Annotated in this window: 11 protein-coding genes; all 11 read right to left on the bottom strand. The window is 59.3% G+C overall.

What is annotated here, in order from left to right:
* Positions 1-55: 55 nt before the first annotated feature.
* The 11 genes from DWY51_RS08890 to DWY51_RS08840 all read right to left on the bottom strand — a co-directional run bounded on the left by DWY51_RS08890 (position 56) and on the right by DWY51_RS08840 (position 13,735).
* Entirely contained in the window at positions 56-1,651 is a 1,596-nt protein-coding gene (locus DWY51_RS08890) for a glycoside hydrolase family 28 protein (RefSeq protein ID WP_117770591.1), read from the bottom strand.
* Positions 1,652-1,765: 114 nt separating this feature from the next.
* Positions 1,766-3,325 carry an MFS transporter gene (locus tag DWY51_RS08885; protein ID WP_117770590.1) on the bottom strand — a complete coding sequence of 520 codons (1,560 nt, stop codon included), beginning with the start codon at positions 3,323-3,325 and terminating at the stop codon, positions 1,766-1,768.
* Positions 3,326-3,678: 353 nt separating this feature from the next.
* Positions 3,679-5,163: a UxaA family hydrolase gene (locus tag DWY51_RS08880; protein WP_117770589.1), complete on the bottom strand. Its 1,485-nt coding sequence runs from the start codon at positions 5,161-5,163 to the stop codon at positions 3,679-3,681.
* Positions 5,164-5,244: 81 nt separating this feature from the next.
* A complete protein-coding gene (locus DWY51_RS08875; RefSeq protein WP_117770588.1) occupies positions 5,245-6,759 on the bottom strand; it encodes a tagaturonate reductase in 1,515 nt (504 codons plus the stop codon).
* A gap of 96 nt (positions 6,760-6,855) precedes the next feature.
* A complete protein-coding gene (uxaC, locus tag DWY51_RS08870; RefSeq protein WP_117770587.1) occupies positions 6,856-8,283 on the bottom strand; it encodes a glucuronate isomerase in 1,428 nt (475 codons plus the stop codon).
* 460 nt (positions 8,284-8,743) lie between these two features.
* Positions 8,744-9,823, bottom strand: coding sequence for a substrate-binding domain-containing protein (locus DWY51_RS08865; RefSeq protein WP_117770586.1), 1,080 nt, complete (start codon positions 9,821-9,823; stop codon positions 8,744-8,746).
* Between the two features lie 144 nt (positions 9,824-9,967).
* Positions 9,968-10,168 carry a hypothetical protein gene (locus DWY51_RS08860; RefSeq protein ID WP_117770585.1) on the bottom strand — a complete coding sequence of 67 codons (201 nt, stop codon included), beginning with the start codon at positions 10,166-10,168 and terminating at the stop codon, positions 9,968-9,970.
* Between the two features lie 175 nt (positions 10,169-10,343).
* The gene (locus tag DWY51_RS08855; RefSeq protein ID WP_117770584.1) at positions 10,344-12,671 is read right to left on the bottom strand and encodes a ferrous iron transporter B; all 2,328 of its coding nucleotides are present in this window, start codon (positions 12,669-12,671) and stop codon (positions 10,344-10,346) included.
* Between the two features lie 123 nt (positions 12,672-12,794).
* Positions 12,795-13,016, bottom strand: coding sequence for a FeoA family protein (locus DWY51_RS08850; protein WP_006234774.1), 222 nt, complete (start codon positions 13,014-13,016; stop codon positions 12,795-12,797).
* Between the two features lie 39 nt (positions 13,017-13,055).
* Complete coding sequence (locus DWY51_RS08845) at positions 13,056-13,298, bottom strand: FeoA family protein (protein WP_022094360.1); 243 nt, start codon at positions 13,296-13,298, stop codon at positions 13,056-13,058.
* Positions 13,299-13,486: 188 nt separating this feature from the next.
* Positions 13,487-13,735, bottom strand: coding sequence for an HPr family phosphocarrier protein (locus DWY51_RS08840; RefSeq protein ID WP_022094361.1), 249 nt, complete (start codon positions 13,733-13,735; stop codon positions 13,487-13,489).
* Between the last annotated feature and the right edge of the window lie 349 nt (positions 13,736-14,084).

Here is a 14,084-nt window from a genome sequence, read left to right as displayed (position 1 = left end):
GCCCTGCCCATCGCGCGTCGCGACATGCCGAATTCGATTGTTTAAGAGCAAACGCCTACGCGCGGATAACCTTGTCGACGTTCTGGAGCTGCAGCTCCTCGCCGTCCTGGCCCTCAATAACCACATTTTGCAGGTCGAGTACCTTGACGTTTTGCGCGATGATGCCCTGGCGCACCATGGGCTCCACGCCGCAGGCCATGGCCGGCACAAAGGGCTCGGCATCGGCGGCAAAGGTCACATGGACATCCTGGAACGTCAGGCGCGTCACCTTGCTCTCGGGAAGGCCCGTGATATAGGCCGCGGCCGCATGGCAGTTGGTGGCCTCGATATCGCAAAACGTCGTGGCGCCAAAGCCGGGCGTACGGTCGTCGACGGGCAGCGCCTCGCGAGACTGCACATAGTCGGTCTTGCCGTCCTTGTCGCAGAAGTAGAACGAGTTGACCACGAAGGGCGTGAGCACCTTATCCATGCGAATGTGCTCGAAGGTGATGCCCTCGTTGACGGCGTCCTTGCCGCGTCCGCGGCGTGTCTTGACGCGCAGGCCGCGGTCGGTGCGCTCAAAGAGGCACTTGCTCACGGTGAGGTCCTTGATGCCGCCGGCGGCCTCGGATCCCAGCACCACGGCGCCGTGGCCGTCGTGCATGTAGCAGTGCGAGATCAGCACGTCGTGCGTGGCGGGACGGAGCTCGGGTTCAATGCCCAGTTTGCCGCTCTTGATGGCGATGCAGTCGTCGCCCACCGAGAACTGACAGCCAAGGATGCGGACAAAACCGCAGCTCTCGGGATCGAAACCGTCGGTGTTGTGGGAGTTCTTGGGACCCTCGATGGACAGGCACAGGGCATCGACGTGCTCGCACAGAATGGGATGGATATTCCACGCCGGGCTGTTGCGCACGGTAAAGCCGGCAAGACTCACGTTTTCGCACTCGGACAGGAAGATCATGCGCGGGCGGGCGACCTCGCGGCCCTCCTCGGGACGGAAGATGTTCTTAAAGTCCTTGTTCCACCAGTTGTCCTCGGCAAAATCGGTCTGGCCGTCGATGGCGCCGCGGCCATAGATGCACACGTCGTGCACGCTCAGGCCCGTAAAGGTCGAACAGTAGGTCGAGAAGCTCTCGCCCTCCCAACGGCCCAGGGGCAGCATATCGGTGCCGGCGTACCCAGCCCCCTCGTCACCCGTGACCGTGCCCGGAATGTAGGCAAGCGCGGCGCGGTCGTGGCGGGCCAGCAGCACCGCGCCCTCGGCAAGCTCGATGTTGATATTGCTCTTAAGGAAGAGGGACTTGATGCGGTAGTTGCCGGCGGGGATCAGCACGCGCCCGCCCTTGGGGCAGGCCATGATGGCAGCCTGAATGTTGGTGGTGTCATCGTGCTCGGCATCGCCCTTGGCTCCGCAGTCGCGAACGTTGATGGCAAAGGGCTCCGCCGGCGTGGTGACGCCTACGCTCAACTCGCGCTCGCCGCAGACAAAGCGGATCAGGTTGCGCTTGCCGGGGGTCAGGCCATCGACATAGGTCTCGACCGTATTCGTGGTACCGGCGGGCTCATCGTTGACAAAGATCTCCCACGTATCGGCACAGGTAAAGTAGCCGCCATCGTCGAGCTCGATAACGGCCGCGCGGGCATTGCGCCAGATAACGTTCGTCTCCATGGGTCTCTCCCTCAAATGTAATCAGAAGTTCATACTACTCGTTTTTAAAAAAGGGCCGTACCCGCCGGTGGATCTCCGGTGGCACGGCCCTGTGGTTTGGACGATGCGCCTGCCCTACTCGGCGGGAATTACGCTGCCGTCCTGGAAGCCAACATTGTTGTGGGCGAAGCAGTCCTCGTACTTAAAGCCGGAGAGCTCCTCGCAAAGCGCCTTGACCTCGGGCTTGACGTCGGCCATCTTGCCACCCTCCTTGACACGGTGGATCTCGTCGCAAAGGATGTCGCACTGCTCCTTGTCGATCTTGATGCCGCGGGCAAGGACGGCCGCGAGCAGGAAGAAGCCGGCGCAGCCGATGAGCATGTAGCCGCAGATGTACAGAGGCACGGTGGCGGGCTGGGTCACGGCGTCGCTGTTGCCGGCGGTCTGAATGAAGCCGGAGGCAGCAAGGACGATAGCCCATACGTTGACGGCAACAGCCTGGGCGATCTGCTGGCAGAGCTGCTGTGCGGAGCTGTAGATGCCCTCGCGACGACGCAGGGTGATGAGCTCATCGACATCGGGGATGTAGTTGAGCAGAACATCGGGCAGATATTGGAAGCCAACGTAGAAGAACTTCCAGATGGCGAAGATGATGGGGTAGGCAATCATGGCGATGGCGACCGTGGAGGTGCCGTTGATCTGACCAAAGGCGAAGTAGTTGTAGGCAATGATGCACGCAGCGCAACCAACATTTGCGAGGTACCAAGACTTGTGGAAGCCCTTCTTGGCCATGAGGGCGACCCAGATGGCGGTGCAGACGATAGCGACGACCTTGCCAGGCATCTCCATCACGGACTCGTAGGACTTAGGAATCTGTAGGCAGTAGACGATGAAGAAGGACAGGCAGGCAGACCAGCAGGCAGCAGCGAGCTTCGTGGAGACCTGTGCATACAGGACCTTGCGGAAGGACTTGTTGCGGAAGGTGGAGATAACGTCCACAAAGAACTTCTTGATGCCCTCGCCGACGCTCTCGATCTTCTCCTGAGCGACCTCCTCGGGGGTGTGCTCCCACGTGGACAGGTACACGCAGAGCAGCGAGATTGCCATAACCGAAGCGTTGACCGTAGCGATGATGAAGTAGCTGAACGGGTTGGTCTCGCCGAAGGTGCCAAAGCCGAAGCCCACAAGTGCAGCCATCAGGAAGCCGGCGGCGTTACCAAAGAGATGCTTGTAGCCGGTGAGGTACGTACGCTCCTTAAAGTCATCGGTCATCTCGATGGTAAGCGGCGACAGGTTGGCGGTGCAGAACGTGTACGCGACGTTGTAGATCAGGTACAGCACAAAGTAGTACGGGAAGCCAAACGGCGTAGCCACGAAGATGAGCGGCTCGGCGATCATCATCGGGATGGCCAGCAAGATCCAGAAACGACGACGACCAAAGATGCGGCCGATCTTGGTGGCATAGAAGTTATCGGCCACAAAGCCCATCAGCGGGCAAAGAATGGCGTTGACATAGATGGCAAACGAGCTGATCAGTGCAGCCTCGCCTGCGGACAGGCCACACTCCGTGGACAGGAACAGCACCATGTAGCTGTGCGTAAAGGTCAGGGCACCGGAATTGAGCATACCGCCCATACCAAAGCCCAAGCGCGTCCAGAATGTGATCTTACGCTTTTTTCCGATCTTATTAGTCATCGAGCTCCCTCTCTTTTCTCGATTGTCTTGCAGCAAAACATTGGAGTCCACACTGACATCTGTCTGCCCAGCGTTCAGGGTGAACGTTTAGTTAGATTATGTGCGATTCCTTACGAGAGGTGAACGTTCACTTGCATATTATCCCCGAACGGTCGATTTTTACCGCTGAACGGACACAATTGAGGCCCTAAGACCTATTGTCTGCTGGTAAAGGTGCCATGCTGGACACCCATGAGATAGGTGAACGTTTATCGTATTTTCCAATTTTTTCACTTAACCACAAAACGAAAACCCCGCCGGGAACACTCCCGACGGGGCCGACGACATAGCGCCACGCTTGGGTGCATTTGCCACTACAGGCAGACGCCGTCCTTCCAGATGCTGATCTCGTGACAGCCACGGCGCTCGGCACTCGTGAGTTTACCGCTCGCCGTCTCCAGCACCAGCTGGTATAGATCGCGAGCAGCCTCGTCGAGCGTGCGCTCACCCGTGGCAATCACGCCGGCGTTAAAGTCCATCCAGTTGGCCTTGTGGTCGCACAGACGCTGATTGGTGAACACCTTGAGCGTAGGCGCCGGCGCGCCAAACGGCGTGCCGCGTCCGGTCGAGAACAGAATCACGTGGCAACCGGCAGCCGTCAACGCCGTGGTGGATACCATGTCGTTGCCTGGACCGCACAGCATGTTCAGGCCATGCTTAGTTGCCTGGCCGGCATACGGCAGCACGTCGACGATGGGGGCAGATCCACCCTTTTGCACGCAGCCGCAGCTCTTGTCCTCGAGCGTGGTAATACCGCCGTCTTTGTTGCCGGGACTCGGGTTCTCATAGACGACCTCGCCGTGGCTAATAAAGTAGTCCTTAAAGCCATTGAGCATGTCGGAAGCGGCGTTAAAGACCTGCTCGTTCTCACAGCGATCGAGCAGGATACTCTCGGCGCCAAACATCTCGGGCACCTCGGTAAGCACCGACGTGCCGCCGCGGGCGACGACCATATCGCTCACGCGACCGATCGTGGGATTGGCGGTAATGCCCGAAAGACCGTCGGAGCCGCCGCACTTAAGTCCAATAACCAGCTCGGAGGCCGGAATGGGCTCGCGCTCGGCCTGCTTGGCGAGGTCTGCCAGCTCGGCCAGAATCTTGTGGCCCTCGATCTGCTCGTCGGCTACATCCTGGCAGGTGAGGAAGCGGACGCGCTCGTGGTCGAAGTCACCGAGCTCGTCAAGCACCTGCTGGTGCGTGCAGTTCTCGCAACCGAGCGACAGGAATAGCACACCGGCCGCATTAGGATGACGCGAGAGCGCCACCAGCAGACGACGCGTCTGGGCATGGTCGGCGCCGGTCTGCGAGCAGCCAAAGGGATGCGGGAAGTAGTAGACGCCCTCGAGCGGGCCCTCGACCAGATCCTGAGCCTGCTCGCACATAGCACGCGCAACCTCGTTGACGCAGCCGACCGTGGGGATGATCCACAGCTCGTTGCGCGTCGCGGCACGACCGTCGGCGCGGCGGAAGCCCATAAAGGTTTCAGGCTCAACGGGATCCACAACCGGATGCGTGGGGTTGTAGGCGTACTCGACCTCGCCCGAAAGGTTGGTCTTCACATTGTGCGTGTGGAGCCACTGACCGGGCTGGACATCGCCCGTCACATGGCCGATAGGAAGGCCGTACTTGATGACGTCCTCCCCCGCGGCAATCGAGCGCACGGCCATCTTATGACCCTGCGGAATATCCTCCGCGGCCACGACCTCGCCCACCCCGGGAACCGCGACGGCGGTGCCCTTGGCAAGCGGCGACAGCGCGACGATCACGTTGTCGGCCGGATTGATCTGGATAGTGTTCATTGCAAATGGTCCTAACCCTACAGGTTGAGCAGAAGTCGAGACGCGGGCACGCCGTCCCGCGCCCGCGTCTGCGCCGGAAATTTACGCCTGAGCGTTGGCGAAGGCCTGCTTGGCACCCTCGGCACGCACGACGGCGAGCGCGCTGACGACAAACTCCTCAAGACCTGCGATCTGCGTAAGGTCCTCGCCCCACATCTGCTTGTTGGTGAGCACGTCGTGCACCAGCTGGGCATCGTCGGCGCCGGCATGGGCGGCGTAGAAGTCGAGCACGAAGGCGTCGTCCTGAGCGGTGTACTCGGTGCCGTCGGAGCGACGCAGGTGCAGGCCGTCGCCCTCGCGGGACACGAGCTCCTGTGTGTAGAAGGAGATGAGCGTAGCGAGGCTCGTCGCCAGGCACTTGGGCAGGTTGCCGGTCTCGGCAACGTAGTCCTTGAGCGTGGGCAGGTCGCGAGCGCGCCACTTAGCCGTGGAGTTGAGGCAGATGGAGAGCAGCGCATGATCAATAAACGGGTTGTCGAAGCGGTTTTCGACGGCGGCGGCAAAGGCCTTGCAGTCCTCGACATCCAAGTCGGCGGCAAGCGTCGGAATGACCTCGTCGTAGAGCATGGTGTTCATGAAGCCGCGAACGGTCTCGTCATGCATGCAGTCGCGCACGATATCAAAGCCGGCAACCCAAGAGCCCGGAACAAAGGCGGTATGGGCACCGTTGAGGATGCGGACCTTGCGCTTCTTGTACGGGGTTACATCGGGGGTAACAAAGACACCCGGCAGGCCGGCCTTTACGAAGGGAAGCTTCTCGGCAAGCGACTCGCCGCCCTGGATGCCCCACATCTGGAAGGGCTCACGCACGGCCAGGAAGGGATCCTCGTAGCCCAAACGCTCGGCCACGACAGCGGCCTCCTTGGGATCGCGAATGCGACCCGGAACGATGGTGTCGACAAGCGTGGTGCAGATGGTGCAGTCGTTGGCCATCCACTGCGCAAACTCGTCCTCCCAGCCCCAGTCGCTCACGTACTGGTTCATGATGCGCAGCAGCTCCTCACCGTTGTGATCGATGAGCTCGCAGGCGAGCACGATGACGCCCGGCTTGCCGGCGGCCCAGCGGGCGTGAAGGACCTGGGCAAGCTTGGCAGGGAAGCTCGCGGGCGGCATGTCGTCGGCCTTGCAGGACGGGTCGTAGGCGATACCGGCCTCGGTGGTGTTGGAGACGATGATCTCCAGGCTGTCGGAGACGGCGACCTCCATCATGGCGCGATAGTCGTCCTCGCGATACGGGTTGAGACAGCGGCTGCAGGCGCTGATCACGCGGGACTCGTCAACCGTGTTGCCGTTCTCCTTGCCGCGCACCAGCACGGTGTACAGGTCGTCCTGAGCATTGATGCCATCGGCAAAGCCAAAGGCGCCGCTGATGGGCTGCACCATGACAACCTTGCCGTTCCAGCCGGTGACCTCGTTGCCCATGTCAAAGAAACGGTCGACGAAGGCGCGCAGGAAATTGCCCTCGCCAAACTGTAGAACCTTCTCGGGAGCGTCCTTGGGCAGCAGATAGCCCTTGTAGCCGATCTTCTCGAGCGCATCGTAGCTGATGTTCTCCATCTGTGTCTCTCCTTAGATAGCTGTTAGCGTGCAAGCAAAACGGGGGCGCCGTGTGTGGCAACGGCGCTCCCGTGTTCGATGTGATTCGATGCAGGCTTATGCCTCGACGGTGTCCAGATCAAAGCCAAAGTAGCGGACCGCGTTGTTGTAGCTAATGTCGCGCACGATATCGCCCAGCAGCTCCATGTCGGCCGGATACTTGCCCTGTTCGACCCACTCGCCGATCACGCTGCACAGCACGCGACGGAAGTACTCGTGACGCGGGTAGGACAGGAAGGAGCGGGAGTCGGTAAGCATGCCCACAAAGTTGCCCAGCACGCCCTCGTTAGCCAGAGCCGTGAGCTGCTCGCGCATACCGACCTCGTTGTCGTTGAACCACCAGGCAGAACCGTTCTGGATCTTGCCGGCGGTCGGAGCCTCCTGGAAGCAGCCCATCACGGTATCGATCATGGTGTTGTCGATGGGGTTCAAGCTGTACAGGATGGTCTTGGGCAAGCCGCAGGTCTCCTGAATGGAGTTGAGGAAATCGGCAAGCTGGTCGGACGGCGTGTAGTTGGAGATGCAATCGTAGCCGGTATCGGGGCCGAGCTTGGCAAACATGGCGCGGTTGTTGTCGCGCTTGCAGCCAAAGTGCAGCTGCATGGCCCAGCCCAGACGGACATACTCGCCAGCAACGAACTGCATAAAGGCAGTCTTGTACTTGAGGATCTCTTCCTCGGTAAGCGGCTCAGCAGCCAGACCCTTGGCAAAGATAGCCTCGATCTCGTCGGCGGTAGCCGGGACGTACATAACGTAGTCGAGTGCGTGGTCGGAGGCGCGGCAGCCCAGCTCGTGAGCAACGTCGTAGCGCTTGGAAATGGCAGCCTTCATGCCCTCAAAGTCGCTGACCTCAACGCCGGCAACCTCGGAAAGGTGCTTGCAGTAGTCGGCAAACTCCTGGCCGCGCTCGATACGCAAAGCGGCATCGGGGCGCATGGCGGGAACGACCTGAACGTCAAAGCTGTCGTCGGCGGCAATCTTCTTGTGCCACTCAAAGCTGTCGGCGGGGTCGTCGGTAGTGCAGATCATGCGGACGTTGGACTGCTTGATCAGGTTGCGGCAGGTAAAGCTGGCCTCGGCGAGCTTGGCGTTGGCAAGGTCCCAGACCTCCTGGGCAGTCTTGCCGTTGAGGACGCCCTCGTAGCCAAAGTAGCGCTTAAGCTCCAGGTGGCTCCACTCAAAGACGGGGTTGCCAACGCAGCGACCCAGGGTCTCGGCCCACTTTTGGAACTTCTCGCGAGCAGGGGCGTCGCCAGTGATAAAACGCTCGTCGACGCCGTTGGCACGCATCAGGCGCCACTTGTAGTGGTCGCCGCCCAGCCAAACCTCGGTGATGTTCTCGAAACGCTTGTCCTCCCAAATCTCCTTAGGAGAAATGTGGCAGTGATAGTCGACGATGGGCATGCCCTCGGCAAAGTTGTGGAACAGCTCCTCGCCGGTCTTGGTGCTCAGCAGGAAATCCTGATCGTCCATAAAGTTTTTCATCAAACAGCCCCTTTGCTGGCAAGGCGGGCGCACGGCGCGCTCGTTATCCTTTAGGTGAACGTTCACTATACTAATCCATTGCACCTCAAAAGGTGAACGTTCACCTAACCACCACGGGGTGAACGGTAGATTTTGCCCGTTCAACGGTTGCTGGAGATGTGACTTGCATGTATTGCGGACTGTTTGGCGTCCCCGAACACCGAACTTGAGCGCTTTTGCTCAGGTGGGTCATGTCCCGACGTACATTTTTGGGAGTATTCAGCATTGGAGCGCGCCGTGCGCCATCCTCAGCGTCCTATTTGGAACGCAGATAGCGCCCGATCGGCATAAAAAGTGCCCCCGATGGCAAATTACGCCATCGGGGGCACTTAAAACAGTCGTTCTGCACCTCATTCAGGGCATGCCAATGCTGAATACTCCCAAAAATGCACGTCGCAAGAGGGGGTACCTGCTCAATCGGCTAAATACCCGCAAGTTCGCAGTAGCGGTCGACATTGCTGGCAAATACCATCTCGACGGCGCCCTTCTGGACGGGCACCGTCGGGGTCCTTCCCCACAGCAGATAATCGCCTAAGGTTTTGGCGCCACGATATGCCAGACTCACCGGGTCCTTGTAGACGATGTTGGTAAAGATGCCCCGACGCAAGGCCAGGGCGCTTTCGGGAAACAGGTCGTTGCCGATCACCATAACCTGACCGGCCTTGCCGCTCGAGACAAGCGCATCGGCAACCACTTCGGAACCAACGGCAAAAACGCTACAAATGAGCTCAGGGGCGTCCGGCGCACTCAAGCGCTTTTCGAGCTCATGCTTGAGCTGTTTGACTTGCGCATGGGCGCCGGCAAGGTCCTCAACTTGCCATGGAATATCGTGTTCGCGCAGGTAATTGTGAAAGGCGCGGGCGGTTAGATAGTGCGAATCGGTATAGGGGTCGCCCGCCAACAGGAGCACGCGGGCGTCAGCCCCAGAAGCGTGAACCAGGTTTGCCGCCTGCTCTGCCATAAGACTGCCCGCCGCGGAATAGTCTGCCAGACTGGCACCCAGGCGATCGAGGTGCGGTCGGTCGCCATCGACGAGCTCGATCGCCACACCCGCCTCGGCAATCTGCCTCAAAAGCTCGGTCGCACGGTCATCGCTCGGAACATAGGCAAGCAGGCCATCAATCTTCTCGCCTACCTGCAAGCGCTCATCAATCTGCTCGAGCGCATCGGCGTAGCCACCCACGCCAAATTCAACACGCTCAACCGTAATGCCCCGGTCGATGACCTCCTGCTCAAAGCGGTTGCAGCCTTCCCACAGGTAACGGAAAAAGTACGCTCCCTCGCGCGAGGCGCGGGGCAGGCAAAACACCAGGTTGATATCCTTGCGGCGCAGGCTCGAGGCACTCGTATTGCGATGGTAACCCATGGCCTCGGCCTTAGCATTCACCTTGGAGCGCACGGATTCGCTCACGCCGGCCTTACCCGTCAGGGCCTTGTGCACGGTATTGATGGAAACGCCAAGCTCGGCGGCTATGTCCTTCATGGTTACGCGAGCGCTCATGGGGATACTCCGTTATAGATAAGTTGCCAATTAACACTACAGGTAACGATACCCCAAAATCACTCTACAACTCGCCGCGCTCGCCCCCAAATGTGCAAAGCGCCCCGCGAACGGATGCTCGCGAGGCGCTTGGATGCCTAGACCTTATTTAATACCGCGGCCCAGGTCTTCGGCGATTTTGTCCACGCCCTTAAGCGCAGCGCACGTCTTTTTGCTGGAACAATGCCCCGTGCAAACGCCGCCCTGAGCGCAGTCGGCGCAGGTTCCCTTTCGGTAGATGCGCACGCACACGGCGACAAACGCAATACCGATAACAGCCAGTACAACAATATCGATAGGTGCCATAGCAAGCCTCCCCTAGTTAACCAGCACTTACTTTACCCCATTCTCCACCTACCAAAAAGGGACAGGTTTATTTTGGTCGGTTTTATCTGCGGAAACGTCACATCTCCCCCACCAAAAAGCCCGAGTGTCGCTGGGACACCCGGGCTCGTGGAAAGGGGTTAATCCTTATTCGGACTTAAGCGGAAACTGCGGCGGAAGCAGTGTTGGTCTCGTCCTCGTCGGTCCATGCATGCTTGGGCATGGGACGGAAGATCTGGAAGAGCATCGCAACCAGCAGCACGATGGCCACAATCGTCCAGATACCAAACTGTCCAAGAACAAGCAAGTTGTAGAACTGGTTGATGAACAGGCCGATCACCCAAGCGAAGGCGCACTCGTAACCGATGGCGATCGCAGTCCACTTGCCGGAATCCATCTGGTTGCGGATGGTGCCAATGGCAGCAAAGCACGGAGCGCACAGCAGGTTGAAGGCGCCGAAGGCAACGCAAGCGCCCATGGTGGGGAACATGCCGGCAAACGCGGTCCACAGGCTCGGGTCGGTCTCGCCCGCGTCGGCGACGGACAGCAGCGAGCCGGCGGTGGCGACGACGTTCTCCTTGGCGACGAGGCCAGAGACAGTCAGCGCGGTGGCCTGCCAGGTGCTAAAGCCGAGCGGGGCGAAGATCCAAGCGACCAGGTTGCCCAGCATGGCAAGCACGGAGTAGTCCATAAACTCCTCGGGGATGCCGTCCATCGCAGGCAGGAAGCCAAAGGAACCGTTATAGCTACCAAAGTTGGAGAGGAACCAAACGACGACGGTGGACGCAAAGATGACCGTGCCGGCCTTCTTGATAAAGGCCCAGCAGCGCTCCCACACGTGCAGCGCCCAGGAACGGATCGCCGGGAAGTGGTAGGCGGGAAGCTCCATAACGAACGGCGTCGGGCGACCGGCGAAGAGCTTGGTCTTCTTGAGCATGAGGCCCGAGGCGATGACGGCAAAGACGCCCAGGAAGTAGAAGAGCGGGCTGATCCATGCAGCCGTGGTGGAAGAATCGCCAATGATGGAGCCCATGAGCAGGGCGATGATCGGCAGCTTGGCGCCGCAGGGGATGAACGTGGTGGTCATGACCGTCATGCGGCGGTCCTTCTCGTTCTCGATGGTCTTGGTGGCCATGACGCCGGGGACGCCGCAGCCCGAGGACACGAGCATGGGGATGAACGACTTACCGGACAGGCCAAAGCGGCGGAACACGCGGTCCATGATGAAGGCGACGCGGGCCATGTAGCCGCAGTCCTCCAGGAAGGACAGCATCACGAACAGCAGGAACATCTGCGGCACAAAGCCGAAAATGGCGCCCAGGCCGCCAACGATACCGTCGCAGACCAGCGAATCGACCAGGCCACCGTCCTCGGTGCCACCCGCCACAAGGGCGTCGTGCACCACGGTGGTGATACCCGGGACATAGGGGCCGTACTGCGTCGGGTCAACCGAATCGGCGTCGTCGCCCGCAGCCTCGACAGCTGCGTCGTAGGCGTCGCGACCCTGGCCGAGCACATACCAGCCGTCGGTGCCGAAGAGCTGGTCGTTGGTGAAGTCGGTCACCGTGCCGCCCAAGGTAGAAACGGCGATGTAGTACACGCAAAACATGATGACCACAAAGATCGGCAGGCCCAGGATACGGTTGGTAACCACGCGATCGATCTTCTCGGAAGTGCTCATCTTGGCCGGGGCCTTGGTGAGGCACTCATCGATGATGTGCGCGATGACGCCATAGCGCTCACCGGTGATGATGGACTCGGCGTCGTCGTCGCAGTCCTGCTCGCACTGGGCGACCAGCTCCTCCACGCGAGCGGCCTTCTCCTTGGTGAGGTTGATGAGTTTGCAGGCGTCTGCATCACGCTCGAACAGCTTAACGGCGTAATAGCGGCGCTTGTTGGCGGGAACGCTCGCCGGAAGGTTATTCTCGATGTGGTCCAGAACGTCCTCGATGGAGGAGTCGAACTTGTGCTCCGGCACCTGGCCCTTGGAAGCAGCGGACTTCTTGACCTGCTCGAACAGCTCCTTGATGCCCTTGTTCTTAAGAGCCGAAATCATCATGACCGGGCAGCCGAGCTTCTTGGAAAGCTTGTCCGTGTCGATCTTGTCGCCGTTCTTCTCGACCAAATCGGCCATGTTGAGGGCGACGACCACGGGCAGGCCGGTCTCGATGACCTGAAGCGCCAGGTACAGGTTGCGCTCGAGGTTGGTGGCGTCGACAACCTGGACGACCACATCGGGCTCGCCGCTCATGAGGTAATCGCGCGAGCACTGCTCCTCGGGGCTGTAGGGGGAAAGCGAGTAGATGCCGGGGAGGTCCGTGATGGTAACGTTCTTGTCGCTTAGGAGCTTGGCCTCCTTTTTCTCAACCGTGACGCCGGGCCAGTTGCCAACGTAGCCGTTGGCGCCGGTGATCAGGTTGAAAAGCGTGGTCTTGCCGCAGTTGGGGTTACCCGCCAGCGCGACATGGATCTGAGAATCCGCCATTCAATCCTTCTTCCTTGTGTGCCCGCGCTGCTTTCTCCGCACGGGCTGGATAATGTGCTTCAAAACTGCTGCATTAAGTTAGAAATAACTAACTTTATCTGCAGAAATATACACCGCGAGTCTTTACTGGACCTCGACGACGGCCGCCTCCTCCTTGCGGATGGAAAGCTCGTAGCCGCGCACGTTGATCTCGACCGGATCACCGAGCGGTGCGACCTTCACGACCTTGAACGAAGTGCCCTTGATGAGCCCCAGGTCCATAAGGTGGCGGCGAAGCGCACCCTCACCGTGAAGCTTGACGATGGTGGAGCTCTCGCCCACCTTAACGTCACCCAACGTCTTCATCCTCTTGTCCCCCTTTCGGTTTTTATGAAATGCTACAGACTAACCGACGGTCATGATGTGCATGGCAACCTTGGAATCGATGCCAAAGCGTGCGCCCAGCACCGTGACGATGATATTGGCACCACTCGAGCTCACCACGTGGATTTCGTTGCCCTCGACAAAGCCGAGGTCCTTGAGGTGGTGTTTCATGTCCTCATTGCCCTTTACACGAGACACGCGCACGGTTTCGCCCGCTTTTACCATCGAAAGCGGCATGGCCGGCATCTGCGGTCCGCAAGACATGAGTGGCTCCTAACGTCAGTTCGTCCTCAACATCGACGCGATAAAAGTTAACCACGTCTATGTTCGCTTTAGTAAACTAGCACGTGGTTAACTTTTTGGAAAGGGTCTCTATTCAGTTTTCGAAAAAGTTTCCTATACGAAACAAAAAGGCGCGGCAAAGAGCCGTCCTTTGCCGCGCCCCGTCATGCTTAAAGCGAGAGGTTTCTAATCGACGTAACGCAGGAAGCCTCATCCACGCCCGAAACGCGGAAGATGATGTCCTCGCCGCACTCGCCGTAGAGAGCCATGAGGCCCATAACGTCGCGACCGTCGGTATGACGGTCACCGATGCTGACCGACACGTCGCTACGATGCTTGGCAATGATGTCATAGAGCAATGCAACCGGGCGGGCATGTAGTCCCAACGGATCTTTAATCGTCTTTGTAAACTCGACCATGTCCCCTCCCACGACATCGCACATTCGGCCGGCAAACCCAGCCACGTGGTAGTTATTGTAGCGTTAGATGCTTATCGAGGGCCCCTCCGGATACCCTGTGGTCAAAAAGTGGCAAATATGAGTACTGTCACCAATTTAGTAGCAGCAAAATCGAGAGCAAATTGCCTACTTTGAGCGATTCGAAGAGGTTAAAAGCCGTCAAACGCCCTTTAAAGGGGGTTAGATAAATTGATTTTGAGCCCATTTTTGCTCGGAACAGGCCGAAAAATATGACACCTCTTTTGCAGCAGTACTCATATTTGGCATTTTTTGCCCACAGGGTCCAAAACCATGCCCCAAAATCAGAACC

The organism is Collinsella sp. AF25-2LB (assembly GCF_003458415.1).
Taxonomy (GTDB): Bacteria; Actinomycetota; Coriobacteriia; order Coriobacteriales; family Coriobacteriaceae; genus Collinsella.
Note: the sequence above shows the minus strand (reverse complement) of the source record. Positions and strands in the feature narration are given on the sequence as shown.